This is a genomic window from Rhodanobacter sp. UC4451_H18 (assembly GCF_052978225.1).
This window is the reverse complement of record NZ_CM129663.1, coordinates 1,831,250-1,849,112: the sequence shown is the minus strand read 5'-3', so window position 1 is coordinate 1,849,112 and position 17,863 is coordinate 1,831,250. Positions and strand designations below refer to the sequence as shown.

Below are 17,863 nucleotides of genomic sequence, written 5' to 3'. Positions count from 1 at the left end.
TGCGGCAGAACGCTTCGTCACTCGCCGGTGCCGTCCTTTGCGAACGCGCCAGGCGCCGAGCCGAAATTGCCGTCGGCCTGGGCGGCCATGTAGACCCACGCCGCGTAGACCGCCACGTTCTGCGCCAGGTCGGCCGGGTCGATCTTGTCCAGCGTGTCGTTGGCGGTGTGGTGCCAGTCGAAGTAGTGCGTGCCGTCCTGGGTCAGGCTCAGCGCGGCCATGCCGCGGGCGTGCATCTGCGACAGGTCCGAGCCGCCGCCGCCGGGGCGGCTGGCGTCGTAGGCCACGCCCAGCGGCGCCAGCACGCTGGCGATCTGTGCGATCGCGCCGCGCGCCTCGGGTTTCACGCTGGCGCTCATGCGCCAGATCCGGCCAGCGCCGAAATCCGAATCGGTACCGAGCTGGAACTTCGCCACCTCGCCGGCATGCTTCTGCGCATAGGCGCGCGAGCCCCACAGGCCCATTTCCTCGTTGGCGAAGGCGATCACGCGGATGGTGCGGTCGGGGCGCTGCGGCAGGTCGCGGATCAGCTTGGCCGCGGCCATGGTGATCGCGATGCCGGCGCCGTCGTCGATCGCGCCGGTGCCCGGGTCCCACGAATCGAGATGGCCGCCGATGGCCACTACCTGGTCCGGATGCTTGCGACCGGTGATCTCGCCGATCACGTTGGCGCCGGTGTATTCGCCGACGATGCCGCAATCCAGATCCATCCGCACCGTCACCGGCTTGCCGTAGGCGAGCACGCGATCGAGCTGGTCGGCATCGGGGTTGGACAGCGCGGCGGCGGGAATCGCCCGGGCTTTCGGGTCGCGGAAGCCGGTGACGCCGGTGTGTGCGATGCGCTGGTGCTCATCCGTACCGGCCGAGCGCAGCAGGTAGCCGGCGGCGCCCTTGGCCGCGGCGATCACCGCGCCAGTGGTGCGCACGGCCGAGCCCATGCCGTAGTCGTGGCCATCCTTCTGGCGATGCATGCGGTAGTCGACGTAGACGATGCGGTCCTTCACGCTGGCCGGGTCGGCCGCCTTGAGCGCGTCGAGGCTGTCGAACTTCACCACCTGCGCGGTGAGTCCGCCCGCAGGCGTGGCAGGCGAATAGCCCAGTGCGGTGAGCACCAGCGGCTGCGGAAACGGGGCCACGATGGCACCGCTCTCGCTGCGGCGCTGCCACAGCGGAAACGTCACCGGCTCGCTGTAGACCTTGTCGAAGCCCAGCTCCCTGAACTTCGCCAGCGCCCATTGGCGCGCGCGCAAGTCGGCTCCGCTGCCGGCCAGGCGCGGCCCCACCTCGGTGGTGAGCGAGGTCACCACGGCCATGGCGGTGCCGTCGTGCAGCGCCTGGTCGCGCAACTGTTCGGCCGTCTTTACGGCCGTGGCGGGAATCGTGGTGGCGGCGCTGGCGATGCCGCCGGCCAGCAGCAGGCCGGCAGCGAGCAAAGTGAGGGGGAGACGGCGCATCGGGGCACTCCGCGGAGGAAACCCCGATTATGGCGTGGCGGCCGGGTCGTGCTTAGGCCAGAAGTCATGGGCGGCGGCAGCGACCAGGGCCGCTACCGCCGGCGGGTCACGGCTGTCTGTTCTTCAGCAGGTCGCGAATCTCGGCGAGCAGGGCGACGTCGGCCGGCGGCGCGGCGGGCGCCTCCTCCTGCTTCCTCTGCATGCGGTTCATCGCCTTGATCACCATGAAGATCGCGAACGCGATGATGATGAAGGTGATGATGGTGTTGATGAAGCTGCCGTAGCTGATCGCCACCTCGGCAATCTTGTGTGCCGGATCGCTGTCGTCGGCCGGCTTGATCACCCACTTCAGTTTGGAGAAGTCGATGCCGCCGGTGATCCAGCCGATCGGCGGCATGATCACGTCGCTGACCAGCGAGCTGACGATCTTGCCGAACGCACCGCCGATGACGATACCGACGGCCATGTCCATCACGTTGCCGCGCATCGCGAACGCCTTGAATTCCTGCAGCATGCTCATGCGTTTCTCCCCGGGTTTTGCCAGATGGCAGGGGGGACTTTAGCGCAGCGTGAGGGCGCAGGACAGGCGGCGAAACGCGGTTTCAGACGATCTGTCCGGCCAGTTCGGCCACGCCGACCAGCTCGGCGTGAAAGCGGTCGCCGCGCTGGAGCGCCGCCACCCCGGCGGGCGTGCCGGTGAATACCAGGTCGCCGGGTTTCAGTTCGAACAACCGCGACAGCGCGGCGAGGATGTGCGGCACGTCGTGGATCATCTCGCCCAGGCGCGCCTGCTGGCGCAGCTCGTCGTTGACGTGCAGGCGCAGCACGGTATCCGCGTCGACGCTCGCCTGCGCCGCCGGGCGCAGCGCGGAGACCGGCGCGGAATGGTCGAATGCCTTGGCTACGTCCCACGGATGACCTTTCGCCTTGGCCTGCGCCTGCAGGTCGCGCCGGGTCAGGTCCAGCCCCACGCCGTAGCCCCACACCAGCGCGGCCGCGGCAGCCGGTTCAAGCTCGCGTCCGCCCGCGCCCAGCGCCACCACCATCTCCACTTCGTGGTGCAGGTCGGCGGTCGCCGTGGGGTAGGGCACGTCGGCGCCGTCGGCAACCACCGCATCGGCCGGCTTGCAGAAGAACATCGGCGCGGCCTTGTCCACCGTGGCACCCATTTCGCGCGCATGCTCGGCGTAGTTGCGGCCGATGCAGAACACCCGGCGGACCGGAAAGCGCTGGTCGCTGCCGATGACCGGCAGGCTGGGGATGGCGGGTGCGGCAAGGATGTAGTTCATGTCGGCAAGCGTAGCAAAGCCGGGCGGCGCAATGGCGGGGGAACCGCAGCAGGGCCGCTGCGACAGTCCTGCAGGGTGTCGATTCCACCCGACCTCGTTCGTCAATGCTTGATGGCGCCGGTCTCGGCACGGTGGCAGGTGACAGCTGTCACCAACGATGATTGATGCTGTGCCATGGCAGGGCGCAGCCACGTCGTCCATGCTGGAAGTCGTCACTGGGCAGCCGTAAAAAACGGGGATGGATGTGGATAACGATGAACTGTTGAAAGAACTGCGCATCGAACGCCACCAGCGCGAGGACCATGGTGATGGTCGTGGCCGCTGGCCATGGATCGCCGGAGGGCTGATTGCGGTGCTGGTGCTGCTCGGTGGCGCGGGCTGGATGCTGCTCGGGCATCGTGCGGTGGCCGTGCAGACGGCCACTGCGGTCGCGCCCACGGCCAACAGCGAAGCCGGCGCGGTGCTGCAGGCCACCGGCTACGTCACCGCGCGGCGGCAGGCCACGGTGTCGGCGCAGATCACCGGCACGCTGACCGCCGTATTGATCGAGGAAGGCGATCACGTGACGCAAGGCCAGGTGCTGGCCCGGCTGGACGACAGCGGCTACAAGGCCAACCTGGCGGCCGCGCGGGCGCAGGCGGACGCGGCCCATGCACTGGTCGCGCAGAACCGGGCGCAGCTGGCGCAGAGCGTGCACGATGCGGCGCGGCTGCAGTCGCTGGCCGCCCGCGGCCTGGTGTCGAAACAGAGTGCCGAACAGGCACAGACCCAGGTCGACAGCCTGCGTGCCCAGCTGGATTCGCAGCGGCAGCAGGCCAGGTCCGCCGACGCGCAGGCCCATGTGGCGAAGGTGAACTTCGACTACACCGTGGTACGCGCGCCGTTCAGCGGCGTGGTCACCACCAAGGACGCGCAGGTGGGCGAGATCATCTCGCCGCTTTCCGCCGGCGGCGGCTTCACCCGCACCGGCGTGGGCACCATCGTCGACATGGGTTCGCTGGAGGTCGACGTCGACGTCAACGAGGCGCACATCGGCCGCGTGAAGCCGGGCATGTCGGCCGAAGCGGTGCTGGATGCGTATCCGGACTGGCGCATTCCTGCCCACGTGGTCGCCATCGTGCCCACCGCGGATCGTGGCAAGGCCACCATAAAGGTGCGCGTGGCGCTGGAAAGGAAGGATGCGCGCGTGGTGCCGGACATGGGCGCGCGGGTGTCATTCCTGGAAGAAAAACAAGGCGCCAGCGCGCCGCTGCCGCAGGGCGTGCTGGTGCCGGCCACTGCAGTCGCACAGCGCGATGGCCGCAGCGTGGTGTTCGTGGTCGACGGCGAGGCGGTGCGCCAGCGCACGGTGAGCCCGGTGGCGCAGGCCTATGGCGAGTTCCGCCTGTTGCCGGCCGCGGTGAAGCCGGGCGACAGCGTGGTGGTTTCGCCGCCGGCCGAACTGCACGATGGCTCGGCCGTCCAGACGAAGAAGCCGTAATTCGATTCACAACTCCTGCAAGCATGTTCACTGGAGATCCACCATGGGCGCATTGATCGAGATCCACGACCTTGCCAAGACCTACACGCGCGGCAAACAGAAAGTCGAAGTGCTGCACCACGTCAACCTGGACATCGCCGAAGGCGATTTCCTGGCGCTGATGGGGCCATCGGGCTCCGGCAAGACCACCTTGCTCAACCTGATCGGCGGGCTCGACACGCCCAGCGCCGGCAGCATCCGCGTGGGCGGCCAGCGCATCGACCAGCTCGGCGGCGGCGCGCTGGCGAAATGGCGCGCCTCGAACGTGGGCTTCATCTTCCAGTTCTACAACCTGATGCCGATGCTCTCGGCCCAGCGCAACGTCGAGTTGCCGCTGCTGCTGACGAAGCTTTCGGCCGCACAGCGCAAGAAGAACGCGGCCATCGCGCTGCAGCTGGTCGGCCTCTCCGATCGCGCCAGCCACAAGCCGAGCGAACTGTCCGGCGGCCAGCAGCAGCGCGTAGCGATCGCACGCGCGATCGTTTCCGACCCGGCCCTGCTGGTCTGCGACGAGCCGACCGGCGATCTCGACCGCCAGTCCGCCGAGGACGTGCTCGGCCTGCTGCAGCAGCTCAACCGCGAACACGGCAAGACCATCGTGATGGTCACGCACGATCCGAAGGCCGCCGAATACGCCAGCCACACGCTGCATCTGGACAAGGGCACCCTGGTCGAACAGGCCGCGGCGTGAGGAGACGGCGATGAAATACTTTCATCTGATCTGGGCTGCGCTGTTCCGGCGCAAGACCCGCACGATACTCACCCTGGTGTCGATCATTGCCGCGTTCCTGCTGTTCGGCATGCTTGACGCCGTGCGCACCGGGTTCGACCAGGCCGGCAACAGCGCCAACGGCGCCGAGCGGCTGCAGACCGGCTCGCGGCTGTCCTTCATCCAGACCCTGCCGCAGTCGCTGGAGGCGCGGATCGCCCAGGTGCCCGGCGTGAAGATGGTCACCTATGCGAACTGGTTCGGCGGCGCCTACCAGGACCCGCACAACCAGGTCTTCAGCTTCGCGGTGGAACCTAACTACCTCGACCTCTATCCGGAGATGGAAGTGAGTCCGGCCGAGCGCAAGGCGTTCGAGACCACCCGCACCGGCGCGCTGGTCGGCGAAAAACTGGCCCAGCGGTTCCACTGGAAGGTGGGCGACAAGATCCCGATGCAGTCGACCATCTTTCCCAACCATGAAGGCAGCAAGAACTGGACCTTCGACATCGTCGGCATCCTGCATTCGAAGGACAAGAAGTCCGGTGGCTTCTACGACCAGATGTTCCTGCTGAACTGGAAATATTTCGACGAAACCACGCCGTACAACCGTGGCCAGGTCGGCTGGTATGTCACCCGCGTCACCGACGTCAACCAGGCCGATCGGGTGGCCAAGGCGATCGATGCCATCTCGGCCAACTCCGATCACGAGACGCGCACGCAGACCGAAGCCGCCGCCACCGCATCGTGGATGAAGCAGCTGGCCGATATCGGCCTGATCGTCACCTCGATCATGGGCGCGGTGTTCTTCACCCTGCTGCTGCTGTCGGGCAACACGATGATGCAGGCGGTGCGCGAACGGACGTCCGAACTGGCGGTGCTGAAGACGATCGGCTTCTCCAGCCACAGCGTGCTGGCGATGGTGCTGGCCGAGTCGGTGCTGCTGTTGCTGCTCGGCGGCGTGCTGGGTCTGGCGCTGGCGACGCTGGTGGTCGGCGGCGTGCATGCGGCGATGGGCGGCGCGATTCCGATGGCGCCGGTGGATGGCGGCATCTGGTTGCGTGGGGTGCTGTTGATGATCGCCGCCGGCTTGCTGGTCGGTGCTTTGCCTGCCATGCGCGCGATGCGGCTGAACATCGTCGACGCATTGGCTGGCCGCTGAGGAGAACGACCATGTTCCTGCATTCCCTGATGTTGTTTTTCTCCGCACTCACCGTGTTTTCGGTCGTGTTGCTCGCCGTGTGGATGCTGTTCGCCCGCCAGGGCAGGCAGGCCATCTCGGTCACCGCGGTCGGCATCGGCACGCTGCGCCAGCGGCTTGGCATGTCGTCGGTGATCGTGATCGGCATCGCCGGCGTGGTGGCGGTGCTGGTGGCATTGCTGGCGATGAGCGATGGCTATCGCGAGACGCTGAGCAAGACCGGCAGCACGGATACGGCCATCGTGATGCGCGGCGCATCCGCCTCCGAGGTGATGTCGGTGCTCGACCATGACAGCGTGACGCTGATCCCGCAGACCGCCGGCATCGCCAAGGACGCCAAGGGCCAGCCGATCGCCTCGCCCGAGCTGGTGGTGGCCGCGAACCTGCCGATCAAGGGTGGCCAGCCGGACGAAGAGGGCAGCGTGCAACTGCGCGGCGTCAGCGACCAGGCCTGGGCGGTGCGGCCGAACCTGAAGATCGTCGAGGGCCGCAAGTTCACCCCAGGCATGCGCGAGCTCATCGTCGGCAAGGGCGCCGCGCGGCAATTCGCCGGGCTGGAGCCAGGCCATCAGGTCCGTCTCGGCAGCCAGCTGTGGACCGTGGTCGGCGTGTTTGCTTCCGGCGACTCGATGGATTCGGAAGTGTGGGGCGATGCCGGCGTCGTGGCCGATACCTACCGCCGTGGCAGCAGCCGCGCATCGGTCACCGTGAAGCTGGCCGATCCTGGCGCATTCGATGCCTTCAAGGCCACGCTGGAAGCGAATCCGCAATTGAAGGTGGACGTCAGCACCACGCTCGACTATTTCAGCAAGCAGTCCGAAGGCATGAGCAGCTTCCTGACCATCATCGGCATCGTGGTCGGCTCGATCATGGCGATCGGCGCGATCTTCGGTGCGCTCAACTGCATGTTCGCCGCGGTCGCGGCACGGGCGCGCGAGATCGCCACGCTGCGGGCGATCGGCTTCCGCGGGCTGCCGGTGGTGGTGGCGGTGATGCTCGAAACCATGTTGCTTGCGCTGCTCGGCGGCCTGATCGGCGGCTTGCTGGCGTGGCTGGTGTTCAACGGCTACAGCGCGTCCACACTCGCGGCCGGTTCGGTCGGCAAGCTCAGTTTCGAGCTCAAGGTCTCCGCCGAACTGCTGTGGGTCGGGCTGTTGTGGGCGCTTACCATCGGCTTCATCGGCGGATTGTTCCCCGCGGTCCGCGCGGCGCGATTGCCGGTGACCACGGCGTTGCGCGAGCTATAGCGTCGATGGCGGGAGCGCATGGCGCGCTCCCGCCCTGCCGGCTACGGCATCACCGGCGGCACGTAGTCCAGCGTCATGCCCAGCAGCCACAGCATGCCCAGCACCAGCGGCACGTGCACCACCAGTTGCACGAAGGTGTAGCCGACCACGTCGCGCGCTTTCAGCCCCAGCACGCCGAGCAGCGGCAGCATCCAGAACGGGTTTATCAGGTTGGGCAGCGCCTCGGCCGCGTTGTATACCTGCACCGCCCAGCCCAGGTGCACGTGCAGGTCGTTCGCCGCCTGCATCACGTACGGCGCCTCGACCAGCCACTTGCCGCCACCGGAGGGCACGAAGAAGCCGAGGATCGCCGAGTACGCGCCCATCACCGCGGGGAAGCTTTCCTGCCCGGCAATGTGCACGAACAGGTTCGACAACCGGTGCGCCAGGGTGGAGCCGTCGGCGCCGGGCACGTGGGTGAGCAGGGCGGCGATGCCGCCGTACAGCGGGAACTGGATCAGCACGCCGGCGGTGCTCGGCACGGCGCGATGCACCGCGTCGAGGAAGCTGCGCGGGCGCCAGTGCAGCAGGAGCCCTGCGGTCAGGAACAGGAAGTTGTAGGTATTGAGGTTGGCGATCGCGGTCACCGCCGGCTTGGTCGCGAACTCGTGGCCCAGCCAGCCCAGCCCCAGCAGGCCGATCGCCAGCGCCAGCAGCGGGCTGTATTCCAGCCATTCGCCCGGGCGCGTGCGCGGCGGCAACGCGGGCGTCGAGCTTTCGCCGATGTCGAAATCCTTCGAGGTGCGGGCGTTCGCATCCGACGGCGCGGTGAACCAGCACACCAGCAGCGACACCACGATCAGCACCGCGGTCAGCACGATCGACTGCCACAGGAAGATGGTCTGGCTGAAGGGCAGCACGCCGGTGATCGCGAGCAGGCCCGGCGGCATGCTGGCCGGGTTCGCCTGCAACTGCGCCGCCGACGAGGACAACCCCATCGCCCAGATCGCGCCCAGGCCGAGATACGCGGCCGCACCCGCCGCGCGGTAATCCATGTGCAGCTCGTCGCGCCGCGCCAGCGCGCGCACCAGCAGCCCGCCGAACACCAGCGAGAAACCCCAGGAAAGCAGCGACGCGAGCATGCTTACAAACGCGACGTACACGATCGCGCCGCGTCCGGTGCGCGGCGCGCGCGCCAGCACGTCGATGAAGCGCGCCACCACCGGCGCAGTGGCCAGCACGTAGCCGCCGATCACCACGAAGGCCATCTGCATGGTGAACGGGATCAGGCTCCAGAAGCCGTCGCCGAAGGCGTTGACCGTGGCCACGGGCGCGGCGCCGAATGCGAACGCGGCCAGCGCCACCAGCACCACGCCCAGCGCCGCGAACACCCAGGCATCGGGGAACCAGCGCTCCGCCCACGCCGCGCTGCGCAGGGCAGCGCGCGCCATCCAGCCGTCTTGCGATGCGTTCATGCCGTTCTCCGCCGTGGTCGGGTCATCGTCGCGCCGCGGCAGCCGTGCCGGCAAGCCGACCATGGTCGAGCGCACCATCAGGGGTAGGAGCCCGCTTGCGGGCGATGCTCTTGGGGCAGGGATTCGGGATTCGCCAGAGCAGGAGCATCGCCCGCGAGCGGGCTTCTACGGTTTCGCCACGCGCCGTGTCCTGGCGAGCGTGATCACCGCCACGCCGGCCAGGATGATCGCCATGCCGGCCAGGTCGAACGGTCCCACGTGCTCGCCGGCCAGCAGCACGCCGAACAGCACGGCCACCGGCGGGTTGACGTAGGCGTAGCTGGTGGCCAGCGCCGGGCGCGCGTGCTTGAGCACGTACAGGTAGGCGCTGAACGCGATGATCGAACCGAACACCGCCAGGTAGACCAGTGCCAGCGTGGCGCGGGTGCTCGGGTGTGCGGGCAGGTGCTCGCCACTGGCGAAGCCCACGACGAGCAGGGCGAGGCTGGCGCACAGCATCTGCGCGGCGGTGTTCATCGGGCCGGGCGGCATCGTCTGGCGTCGGCTCCACACCGAGCCGAACGCCCATGCCGCCGCGGCCAGCAGCAGGGCGGCCGCGCCCAGCGACGAGCCGGCCAGGCTGCTGCCCAGGTTGAGCACGATCACGCCGGCGAAGCCGATCGCCAGGCCGATCGACTCGCGCCGGTGCGGCCACTCGCCGTACATGCCGGAAAACAGCGCCGCGAACAGCGGCATGCTGGCCACCGCCACCGCGGCGATGCCCGAGCTCACCCGTTCTTCGGCGAAGCACACCAGTCCGTTGCCCATGCCGAGCAGCAGCAGGCCGGTGATTGCCGCGTTGCGCCACTGCAGCGGTGTCGGCGGCGCCATCCCGCGCCAGCGCAGGAAGCCGTACAGCGCGATGCCGGCGCCGAGGAAGCGCACGCCGGCGAGCAGGAACGGCGGGTAGCTTTCCAGCGCGAAACGGATGCCCAGATAGGTCGAACCCCAGATCACGTACAGCGCGAACAACCCCAGCGGGATCAGGACGCGGGGATCGGTCAGGCGGCGCGGCGCGTCGGCCGCGAGGGAGGCGGGGATTTCGGACATGGGGAAGGATCGGGTGGGGGAGCCGCATTATCCCCGTGCCGCGGGTAAGCGCGCACGTGCGCCTCAATGCGTGACGGGACGCCCCTGGCGGATCACCCGGAACTCGCCTTCCAGCACCGCCGGCTGGGGTTTCGCCGAGCCCTGGGTCGGCACGCCGGCGGGTGCCTGCGCCTGCTTCCACTGGCGAATCGCCAGCACGATCACGCCGCCGATCAGCAGCACGCCGGCCACCACCAGGCCGAACACCAGCAGCACGCCGATCACGGCCAGACCCAGCAGCAGCGACAGGAAGCGCGCCAGCGGATGGCGTGGGCGACGCATGGAATGCAGGTAGAGGCGCATGTGTTAAAAACTCGTGTGGTAAAATCAACGACTTACGCTACCACGATGGGGCCTCGCGAACCGCGAGGCAAGTGCCGATGGATACAGTGAACGAGACCGGATCGTCGCAGGCGCATGCCGTATGCGCACTGGAGCAGGTACCCGATGGCGGCGCCACCGCGGTGGACGCGATGCTGGCCGATGGCGAGGAGAGCCTGATCCTGCTGCGCCGGGGCGAGCAGGTCAACGGCTATCTCAACATCTGTCCGCATGCCGGCAACCGGCTCGACTACGCGCCGGGCAAGTTCCTGCTGAAGAACGCCAGCCTGATCTGCGCGGTGCACGGCGCGGTGTTCAACCAGGCCGACGGCCTTTGCACCGGTGGTCCCTGCCGCGGCCAGTCGCTGCGCGCCGTGCCGCTGCGGGTGGTCGACGGCTTCATCTGCCTCGATCCCGCCGCGCTGCCCTGAAGTTCGCCGACTCCCGAATCCCGGCTGCTCAGCGGAACATCAGGTTCACCATCAGCAGCGTCGCCACCAGCATCAGAACCGTCAGCGGCGCGCCGACGCGCAGGAAATCCTTGCCCTTGTAGCCACCGGGGCCGGTGACCATCATCAGCGCGGGGTGGCCGGCGCTGATCAGGAAGGTGTTGGAGGAGGACACCGCCACGATCAGCGCATAGGCCGCCGGATTGGCGCCGGTGGCCACCGCCACGCTGATCGCCACCGGCACCATCATCACGGTGGCGCCCACGTTGGACATCACCTGGGCAAAGAGCAGGGTGAGCAACGCCACGCACAGTTGCAGCACCCACGGCGCGACGCCGCCAAGATGCGTCAACACCAGCTGCGCAAGCCAGGCGGCGGTGCCGGTGGCGTCCATCGACCAGCCCAGCGGGATCAGGCAGGCGACCACGAAGATCGTCTTCCAGTTGATCGCCTTGTACGCCTCGTCCATGTTCAGCACGCCGGTCAGCAGCATCGCGATCGCACCGGCCATCATCGACAGCGAGAGGTCGAGCGGAGTGAACAGCGCCAACCCCTGCGCCATCAGGAAGAAACCCACCGCCTGCCAGATCTTGCCGGGGCGCTGCTCCTCCTTGGGGATGTCGGTGACCACGACCAGGTCCTTGTCCTCGGCGGCCAGCGCCAGGTCGCGCCAGTTGCTGTGCAGCACCACCGTGTCGCCGGCGCGCAGGCTGACCCCGCGCACGTCGTCGCGGAACACCTGGTCGCCGCGGGTAATCGCCAGCACCGAGATGCCGAAGCGCTTGCGCAGGCGCAGGTCGGCCACGGTCTGCTTGATGAAGCGCGACACCGGCGGAATCACCACTTCGGAAATGCCCGCGCGGGTGGGGTTGAACAATTCGCCCAACTGACGCATGCGGGTGGACAGCCGGCACAGCTGGTTGTTGGCGAACCGGTTCAACTGCTCGCGCGGGCCGAGCACGCCGAGTACCGAGCCGACCCAGATCACGTGATCGGCCGGCGGCGCCATGCGTGACTCGTTGCCGCTCTTGATCGCCAGGATCAATGGCGCCTGGTGCAGCGCTTCGGCCTCGCCGATGCTCATGCCCACCAGCGGGCTTTCCGCGGTGACGGTGAGCTCGGCGGTCTCGCCGCCGATGCCGTAGGTCTCGGCGAAGTAGCTTTCGGTGCGCCCGGGGGTCACCTTCAGGCGTTCGTCCTCGTGCCCGGGCAACAGCTTGTGTCCGAAGAAATAGAAATAGGCCACGCCCACCGCGGCCAGCACCAGGCCTATCGGCGTGACACTGAACAGGCCGAACTTGGGGATCGTGTGCGCGCCCGGCGGCAGGTTGAGGTTGGCGCTGGCGATCAGGTCGTTGAGGATGATCAGCGGCGAGTTCGCGATCAACGTGGTGTTGGTGGCGGTGAAAATGCAGAACGCCATCGGCAGCAGCAGCCGCGAGATGGGTACGCCGGTGCGCGCGGCGAGTCGGCTGCTGATGGGGATCATCAGGGCCGCCAGCGCCTGGCTGGGGATCACCGCGCTGAACAGGCTGGCCACCACGTTGATGACCAGGCTCAGGCGCGATTCCACGCCGTTGGCCATGCGCATCATGACGCGCGCGGTATAGGTGAGCACGCCGGCGCGATCCAGGCCTTCGCCCATGATCATGATGGCGATGATCGAGATCACCGCGTTGCCGGCGAAGCCGTCGAACACCTTGTCCGCGGGAATCAGCCCGATCAGGCCGATGGCCACCACCACCAGCAGCGCCACCATGTCGGCGCGGATCCAGTCCAGCACCAGCATCAGCATGGTGAAGCCCGCCAGGCCCAGCACCAGGATCATTTCCGGGGTGAGCGACAGGCCCATCAGCGCAGGTCTCGCGGGGGCGACGCGCGCAAGTGGTCAGGCGATGGCAGTGGAAGCTTCACGCTGCGACGATTCGTCCCTGGATGGATCGCTTGAGTATAAGCGGGCCCGCGCGCGAGCTGGTGAATCGGAGGGCAAGAGCGGCACAGGGAGGATGCGGCGCGGCGGCATGGGCGTACCGATTCTGGCTCCTCCCCCTGCTGGCAGAGGGAGGCTGGGAGTACCGACGCCGGGTGCCCCCTTGGGTACTTCCTGCGCCGCCGCCACCTGGCCGGCCACGAGTTCCGCTGACAATAAATATCCGCTGGCCGGCCACAGCGCGGATCTCGTCTGCATCCCGGCGCGCCTGTTGCACTTCCTCCCTCGCGAAGCAGGGGAGGGTTGGGGTGGGGTCAAGCCTTTCGGTACAGCAGATCCCGCACCCCGTGCCCCAGCTTCAAGCCACGCCGTTCGAAGTGTGTCTCGATGCGCCACTCGGGTTTGTCGGCGTATGCGCCGGGGGCGATGGCGTTGCGCCAGCCGGGCGCGGCTTCCATCACCTCCAGCATGTGCTCGGCATAGGGCTGCCAGTCGGTGGCCAGGTGCAGCAGGCCATCGGAGGCCATGCGCGAGGCGAGCAGGGCGACGAATCCGGGTTGGATCAGGCGGCGCTTGTGATGGCGCTTCTTGTGCCAGGGGTCGGGGAACCAGATGCGCGCCTCGGCCAGCGTCGCGGGGGCGATTTCGTGCTCCAGCACCTCGACCGCGTCGTGCTTGTAGATGCGCACGTTGTCGGCGTCGCGCGCGGCCAGTGCGTTCATCAGGCGGCCGACGCCGGGCCCGTGCACTTCCACGCCGAGATAGTCGCGCGCCGGGTCGTGCTCGCTGGCCCAGGCCAGCGCCTCGCCGTTGCCGAAGCCGATTTCCAGCACGCGTGGCGCATGGCGGCCGAAGCTGGCGTCCAGGTCCCGCGGGGTGCCGGCGTAGTCCAGGCCATAGCGCGACCACAAGGTGTCGAAGGCGCGCTGCTGCGCCGGGGTCATGCGCCCCTCGCGCAGCACGAAGCTGCGGATGCGGCGCAGGTGCGCCGGCAGGTTGTCGGTGTCGCCAGCGGTCATGCGAGGGTCCAGGGGCCAGCAGGTGGCCGGCGCCACGAGGCCGCCGGCAGGAGCGGGCGAAGGCGCGCGCCCGCCGCGGGCGGCAGACTTTAGCAGGTCGGCGCGGGCGGGCTTTCCATTGCCCGTCGTGGCCGTCATCGGGTCAGCTCAGCGCTGGTGATCCTTGCGGGGGTCGGCTTGCCGCAAGCGTTGCGCGTCGGCGCGCGCCGGCGGCGGCGCCTCGCGCCGCGGCGGCGGCGTGTAGCGCGGTGTCGGTGCGGGCGGCGGCGCCTGTCGCTGCATCGGCTGCGGCCGTGGTTGCTCGCGCGTGAACGTGGGGCGGGCGATCTCGCGCGGTTGCTCGCGATTGAAGGTCGGGCGGGCAATCTCGCGCGGTTGTTCGCGATTGAAGGTCGGGCGGGCGACTTCGCGCGGTTGCTCGCGCTCGAAGTTGGGGCGGCTCATCTGCGTACGCTCGATGCGCGGCTCGGGGCGCGCGCGCGGCGGGTTGACCACCGACTCCGGCATGCGGGCGCGGCGTTCCGGCATGGCCTGCCCGTCGGCATCGGCGCGGCGGATCGGCGCCACCCGCGGCAGCGAGGGTTCGCTGCGCGCGGCCGGGCTGATGTAGCTGACCCCGGGTCGCGGCATCGCCGCCGATTCATCGCGCCGACGCTCCTGCGGGTGGGCGTAGCGTGCCGAGCGCAGTTCCTCGCGCGGCATCGGCGTGGCGCGGTTCACGCGCTCGGGTACCGGCAGCGTGGCGGCGTCGTCCGCGCGGCGCGCCGGCAGCCGGGGCCGATCGGCAACCGCCGTCGCGGACATCTCGGCGCGGCGGGGATTCAGCACGCGCACATTCGATACCGGTCGCGGCTGCACTCGCCCGTCGCCTGGCCGGTGGGCGAGCTCGGCGGCCACCATGGGCGGCGCGCGGCGGGCGACCACCTCGCGCTGGAAGCCGCCGGTGGGCAGCTGGCGCACGTGCCCGCTGCGCTGGTCGATCGCGTTGCGCGGCAGCGGACGGATCATGTCGACGCCACGCGGTGCCACCCGGGTCGACGCCAGCCGGGCCGGATCGAGCTTGACCTGGTGGCGCTGCACGCCGGCACCGGCGGCAAACTCGCGTGCCGACATCGCGGTAATGCCTCGCGGCGCGTAGCGGTTGGCGTAGTGCTCGTCGAATGGCCGGTTGTTGCGGTAGCGGTCGTAATGGCTGGCGACGCGATCGTCGACGATCACGCGGGTGATGTGCCGGGTCACGCGGATGTTGTTGACGTTGACCCGGCGGTAATAGTCGCGATCGCAGCGGTACCACGGGTTGTAGACCTCGCCCGGGCCGAGCGGGAACCAGCCGACCGGACCACTGCCGATGCCCACCGAGAAACCGCCGCCGCCGATGAAGGCGACCAGTGCCGGTGCGTAGATCGGCCGCGCGTAACGCGGCCCGGGGATCCAGCCCCAGCCGCGATGGGTGTGCGCCCAGCGGCCGTAGTGGTACGGCGCGTAGCCCCAGGGCATGGCGTCGATCCAGGTCCAGCCCCACGGCGCGATGTAGGCCCAGTGGCCGTCACGGTACGGCGCCCAGCCCACGGCGACGTTGCTCGGATACCACACGGCGCCGTAGTCGCTGTCGTCCTGCCATTCGCCGTACTGGTCCAGGTCCTGGTAGCCGACCACCTCGGGCGAGACGTACTGGCCGCTGCGCGACTGCGCATAGCGCTGGTCGCGCTGGTCCACCCAGGCGTCGAAATCGTCGCCGCCGTCGATGTCGCTGATCGCGATGGCGGCCAGGTCGGAGTCGACGAAGCGGTAGCTGCGCCCGGCGAACACGTCGCGCTTCGTGTTGTTCTCGCCGTACACGGTGGCCTTGCCGTCGAACACGGTGACGCGCGTGGCGCCGCGGTCGATATCCACGCGTACGCGGCCGGGCTGGTCGATCACCAGCGCCACCGTCGGCGTGTCGATCTCGTAGCTCTGGCCCTGCTCGAGCTGGCGCACACTGAGGCTCAGCGTGCCTTGGGTCAGTTCGATCTGCGCCAGTTGCTCGTCCAGGTCGAGCAGGCCCATGTCGGTGCGCTGGTCGAGCCGCAGCGTGGCGCCGCCCAGTTCCAGCTCGGCGCGCGCGTCGTCGCCGCTGGAGAGCTTGTCGCCGGTGGTCAGCGGGCGGTTGACGCTGGCGTCGCTCCAGTCGCGGGCACCGGCCGGCAGCAGGCCGAGGTCGCCGCTGGACCATGACAGCCGCGCCACCCGGCTCGGCGGCGCGTAGCCGTCGTCGCCAGCGGCCGTCTGCGCATGGGCGGCGCCGATGCCGGCGAGCAGCAGGCCGAGCGCGAGCAACACGGCATGTCGCGAAGGTGAAGCGAACAGTCTGGCCAAGATCCGCATGACGGTCTCCCCTGTGAACGGTGGGCGCCGGTGCCCGATGCGGGGGCGCATCGGCGGTCGCGTGTGTGGATTATGTGCATGGACAACGTTAGGCCAACCTTAGGCGCAGACGCGGCGACCACTGCCGGTTCAGCCGCCGGCCATTCGCGGTTAAGCCGCCATTGGGCCGCGCCGGCAGTTCCAAAGCACGCGGCGCACGGGTTACCATGCGCCGACCCACCGGCGGGTGTAGCTCAATGGTAGAGCTGTAGCTTCCCAAGCTACTGACGAGGGTTCGATTCCCTTCACCCGCTCCACTCCCCGATCCCGCGATTTGCGAACTGTCTCGAACCATGGCGGATCCGATCGCTGCACGGCTGGTGATCCTGGGTTGGCGCGAGCGACTCGCCCTGCCGGCGTTGGGCATCGCGCGGCTCAAGGCCAAGCTCGATACCGGGGCGCGCAGCAGCTCGTTGCATGTCGACACGCTGGAACCGTTCCGGCGCGACGGCGAGGTGTGGCTGCGCTTCTCGCTGAATCCCGGGCGACGCACGCCGGTGGTGCACGCCGAGGCCCGCGCCGTGGACCGGCGCATGGTCACCGACACCGGCGGGCGCCGCTCCGAGCGCTGGTTCATCCGCAGTGAGGTGGAGCTGGCGGGGACGCGCTTCAGCGTTGACATCAACCTCACCGATCGCCGCCATATGCTGTTTCCGCTGCTGCTCGGGCGCACCGCGCTGGCCGGGCGTTTCGTCGTCGACCCCTCGCTTTCCTATACCCAACCCTCGCCGTGGCCGACCCCCGCCACGGACGTCGCGAGCCCCGCATGAAGATCGCCATCCTGTCGCGCAACACCCGGCTGTATTCGACCAAGCGCCTGGTCGAGGCGGCCCGCGAGCGCGGCCACGTGGTGCGCGTGCTCGATCCGCTGCGCTGCTACGTGCGCATCGCGCCCGGCGCAGTGGCGATCCGCTACAACGGCAAGCCGCTGCGCGACATTGACGCGGTGATTCCGCGCATCGGCACCTCCACCACGTTCTACGGCACCGCGGTGCTGCGCCAGCTGGAGATGATGGGCGTGTACACGCCCAACCCGTCCGATGCGGTGCTGCGCGCGCGCGACAAGCTGCGCTGCCTGCAGATCCTCGCCGCGCAGGGTATCGACATGCCGGTCACCGTGTTCGGCGACAACCCGGACGACACCGCCGACGTGCTGGCCCTGCTCGGCGAGCCGCCGCACGTGATCAAGCTCAACGAAGGCAGCCAGGGCACCGGCGTGGTGCTGGCGGAGAAGCGCAGCGGCTCGCAGAGCGTGATCGAGGCGTTCCGTGGCCTGTACGCGAATTTCCTGGTGCAGGAGTTCATCGCCGAGGCGAACGGGAGCGACATCCGCTGCTTCGTGGTCGGCAGGAAAGTGGTTGCAGCGATGCAGCGCGAGGCCAGCCCGGGCGATTTCCGCGCCAACCTGCACCGCGGCGGCAGCGCGGTGGCGGCGAACCTGAGCGCGGAGGAGAAGCGCCTCGCGGTCAAGGCCGCCGCCGCGCTGGGCCTGGGCATCGCCGGCGTCGACCTGCTGCGCTCCCGGCGCGGCCCGCTGCTGCTGGAGGTCAACGCCTCGCCCGGCTTGGAAGGGATCGAGGCCGCTACCGGCGTGGATGTGGCGGGATTGATCGTGGAACTGCTTCAGTCACGCGTCCGTCATCTGGCGGGAGTAGCGCCGCCCGGCTAAGACAGCCGCAAAGGACGTTAGTACGAAACTTTTCGTTGACAGTTCCGAATAGGCCTTTCTATGATCCCGGACAG

At 68.8% G+C, this 17,863-nt stretch carries 16 protein-coding genes and 1 tRNA gene; 8 read left to right on the top strand and 9 right to left on the bottom strand.

The genetic code is table 11. The annotated features are described in order from the left end of the window. Nucleotides 1–17: 17 nt before the first annotated feature. The 3 genes from ACVCMG_RS08485 to ACVCMG_RS08475 all read right to left on the bottom strand — a co-directional run bounded on the left by ACVCMG_RS08485 (nucleotide 18) and on the right by ACVCMG_RS08475 (nucleotide 2,743). Nucleotides 18–1,454 (bottom strand): M20/M25/M40 family metallo-hydrolase, encoded by a 1,437-nt coding sequence (locus ACVCMG_RS08485; protein ID WP_447105450.1) that lies wholly within the window; start codon nucleotides 1,452–1,454, stop codon nucleotides 18–20. 106 nt (nucleotides 1,455–1,560) lie between these two features. Further along, nucleotides 1,561–1,974 (bottom strand): large-conductance mechanosensitive channel protein MscL, encoded by a 414-nt coding sequence (gene mscL, locus ACVCMG_RS08480; RefSeq protein ID WP_447105451.1) that lies wholly within the window; start codon nucleotides 1,972–1,974, stop codon nucleotides 1,561–1,563. Between the two features lie 82 nt (nucleotides 1,975–2,056). Then, nucleotides 2,057–2,743: a fumarylacetoacetate hydrolase family protein gene (locus ACVCMG_RS08475; RefSeq protein WP_395116017.1), complete on the bottom strand. Its 687-nt coding sequence runs from the start codon at nucleotides 2,741–2,743 to the stop codon at nucleotides 2,057–2,059. A 238-nt stretch (nucleotides 2,744–2,981) separates the two neighbouring features. On the opposite strand from ACVCMG_RS08475, the gene ACVCMG_RS08470 reads away from it, so the two are divergent. The 4 genes from ACVCMG_RS08470 to ACVCMG_RS08455 are packed head-to-tail and all read left to right on the top strand — an operon-like array spanning nucleotide 2,982 to nucleotide 7,416. Continuing rightward, nucleotides 2,982–4,223, top strand: coding sequence for an efflux RND transporter periplasmic adaptor subunit (locus tag ACVCMG_RS08470; protein WP_447105452.1), 1,242 nt, complete (start codon nucleotides 2,982–2,984; stop codon nucleotides 4,221–4,223). A 43-nt stretch (nucleotides 4,224–4,266) separates the two neighbouring features. Then, a complete protein-coding gene (locus tag ACVCMG_RS08465; protein WP_395116021.1) occupies nucleotides 4,267–4,953 on the top strand; it encodes an ABC transporter ATP-binding protein in 687 nt (228 codons plus the stop codon). Nucleotides 4,954–4,963: 10 nt separating this feature from the next. Next, on the top strand, nucleotides 4,964–6,130 hold the full coding sequence (locus ACVCMG_RS08460; protein ID WP_447115378.1) for an ABC transporter permease: 1,167 nt from the start codon (nucleotides 4,964–4,966) through the stop codon (nucleotides 6,128–6,130). Nucleotides 6,131–6,141: 11 nt separating this feature from the next. After that, nucleotides 6,142–7,416, top strand: coding sequence for an ABC transporter permease (locus ACVCMG_RS08455; protein ID WP_395116025.1), 1,275 nt, complete (start codon nucleotides 6,142–6,144; stop codon nucleotides 7,414–7,416). A gap of 41 nt (nucleotides 7,417–7,457) precedes the next feature. Here ACVCMG_RS08455 and ACVCMG_RS08450 read toward each other — a convergent pair whose 3' ends face one another. The 3 genes from ACVCMG_RS08450 to ACVCMG_RS08440 form a co-directional block, all read right to left on the bottom strand. Then, the gene (locus ACVCMG_RS08450; RefSeq protein ID WP_447107179.1) at nucleotides 7,458–8,846 is read right to left on the bottom strand and encodes a short-chain fatty acid transporter; all 1,389 of its coding nucleotides are present in this window, start codon (nucleotides 8,844–8,846) and stop codon (nucleotides 7,458–7,460) included. Between the two features lie 189 nt (nucleotides 8,847–9,035). Continuing rightward, nucleotides 9,036–9,959 carry a drug/metabolite exporter YedA gene (gene yedA, locus ACVCMG_RS08445; RefSeq protein ID WP_395116027.1) on the bottom strand — a complete coding sequence of 308 codons (924 nt, stop codon included), beginning with the start codon at nucleotides 9,957–9,959 and terminating at the stop codon, nucleotides 9,036–9,038. A 63-nt stretch (nucleotides 9,960–10,022) separates the two neighbouring features. After that, nucleotides 10,023–10,301 carry a hypothetical protein gene (locus ACVCMG_RS08440; RefSeq protein WP_395116029.1) on the bottom strand — a complete coding sequence of 93 codons (279 nt, stop codon included), beginning with the start codon at nucleotides 10,299–10,301 and terminating at the stop codon, nucleotides 10,023–10,025. Between the two features lie 77 nt (nucleotides 10,302–10,378). Between ACVCMG_RS08440 and ACVCMG_RS08435 the strand changes: the two genes are divergently transcribed. Beyond that, entirely contained in the window at nucleotides 10,379–10,750 is a 372-nt protein-coding gene (locus ACVCMG_RS08435) for a Rieske (2Fe-2S) protein (protein WP_395116031.1), read from the top strand. A gap of 28 nt (nucleotides 10,751–10,778) precedes the next feature. Here ACVCMG_RS08435 and ACVCMG_RS08430 read toward each other — a convergent pair whose 3' ends face one another. The 3 genes from ACVCMG_RS08430 to ACVCMG_RS08420 all read right to left on the bottom strand — a co-directional run bounded on the left by ACVCMG_RS08430 (nucleotide 10,779) and on the right by ACVCMG_RS08420 (nucleotide 16,036). Then, nucleotides 10,779–12,620: an SLC13 family permease gene (locus tag ACVCMG_RS08430; RefSeq protein ID WP_395116033.1), complete on the bottom strand. Its 1,842-nt coding sequence runs from the start codon at nucleotides 12,618–12,620 to the stop codon at nucleotides 10,779–10,781. Between the two features lie 392 nt (nucleotides 12,621–13,012). Continuing rightward, nucleotides 13,013–13,717 carry a tRNA (guanosine(46)-N7)-methyltransferase TrmB gene (gene trmB / locus ACVCMG_RS08425; protein WP_447097403.1) on the bottom strand — a complete coding sequence of 235 codons (705 nt, stop codon included), beginning with the start codon at nucleotides 13,715–13,717 and terminating at the stop codon, nucleotides 13,013–13,015. Between the two features lie 147 nt (nucleotides 13,718–13,864). Continuing rightward, on the bottom strand, nucleotides 13,865–16,036 hold the full coding sequence (locus tag ACVCMG_RS08420; protein WP_447115377.1) for a DUF6600 domain-containing protein: 2,172 nt from the start codon (nucleotides 16,034–16,036) through the stop codon (nucleotides 13,865–13,867). Nucleotides 16,037–16,303: 267 nt separating this feature from the next. On the opposite strand from ACVCMG_RS08420, the gene ACVCMG_RS08415 reads away from it, so the two are divergent. From ACVCMG_RS08415 to rimK, 3 genes are all read left to right on the top strand, one after another. Then, nucleotides 16,304–16,377: transfer RNA gene (locus ACVCMG_RS08415), tRNA-Gly, on the top strand. Nucleotides 16,378–16,413: 36 nt separating this feature from the next. Beyond that, on the top strand, nucleotides 16,414–16,890 hold the full coding sequence (locus ACVCMG_RS08410; protein ID WP_447115376.1) for an ATP-dependent zinc protease family protein: 477 nt from the start codon (nucleotides 16,414–16,416) through the stop codon (nucleotides 16,888–16,890). Further along, nucleotides 16,887–17,789 carry a 30S ribosomal protein S6--L-glutamate ligase gene (rimK, locus tag ACVCMG_RS08405; protein ID WP_395116059.1) on the top strand — a complete coding sequence of 301 codons (903 nt, stop codon included), beginning with the start codon at nucleotides 16,887–16,889 and terminating at the stop codon, nucleotides 17,787–17,789. The genes ACVCMG_RS08410 and rimK overlap by 4 nt, the downstream gene beginning before the upstream one ends. Nucleotides 17,790–17,863: the final 74 nt, after the last annotated feature.

Coding starts and splice junctions, on each gene's coding strand:
- ACVCMG_RS08440 (WP_395116029.1), bottom strand. CDS start 10,301: ATGCGCCTCTACCTGCATTCCATGCGTCGCCCACGCCATCCGCTGGCG.
- ACVCMG_RS08460 (WP_447115378.1), top strand. CDS start 4,964: ATGAAATACTTTCATCTGATCTGGGCTGCGCTGTTCCGGCGCAAGACC.
- trmB (WP_447097403.1), bottom strand. CDS start 13,717: ATGACCGCTGGCGACACCGACAACCTGCCGGCGCACCTGCGCCGCATC.
- ACVCMG_RS08435 (WP_395116031.1), top strand. CDS start 10,379: ATGGATACAGTGAACGAGACCGGATCGTCGCAGGCGCATGCCGTATGC.
- ACVCMG_RS08485 (WP_447105450.1), bottom strand. CDS start 1,454: ATGCGCCGTCTCCCCCTCACTTTGCTCGCTGCCGGCCTGCTGCTGGCC.
- ACVCMG_RS08470 (WP_447105452.1), top strand. CDS start 2,982: ATGGATGTGGATAACGATGAACTGTTGAAAGAACTGCGCATCGAACGC.
- mscL (WP_447105451.1), bottom strand. CDS start 1,974: ATGAGCATGCTGCAGGAATTCAAGGCGTTCGCGATGCGCGGCAACGTG.
- ACVCMG_RS08410 (WP_447115376.1), top strand. CDS start 16,414: ATGGCGGATCCGATCGCTGCACGGCTGGTGATCCTGGGTTGGCGCGAG.
- ACVCMG_RS08475 (WP_395116017.1), bottom strand. CDS start 2,743: ATGAACTACATCCTTGCCGCACCCGCCATCCCCAGCCTGCCGGTCATC.
- rimK (WP_395116059.1), top strand. CDS start 16,887: ATGAAGATCGCCATCCTGTCGCGCAACACCCGGCTGTATTCGACCAAG.
- ACVCMG_RS08430 (WP_395116033.1), bottom strand. CDS start 12,620: ATGGGCCTGTCGCTCACCCCGGAAATGATCCTGGTGCTGGGCCTGGCG.
- ACVCMG_RS08455 (WP_395116025.1), top strand. CDS start 6,142: ATGTTCCTGCATTCCCTGATGTTGTTTTTCTCCGCACTCACCGTGTTT.
- yedA (WP_395116027.1), bottom strand. CDS start 9,959: ATGTCCGAAATCCCCGCCTCCCTCGCGGCCGACGCGCCGCGCCGCCTG.
- ACVCMG_RS08450 (WP_447107179.1), bottom strand. CDS start 8,846: ATGGCGCGCGCTGCCCTGCGCAGCGCGGCGTGGGCGGAGCGCTGGTTC.
- ACVCMG_RS08465 (WP_395116021.1), top strand. CDS start 4,267: ATGGGCGCATTGATCGAGATCCACGACCTTGCCAAGACCTACACGCGC.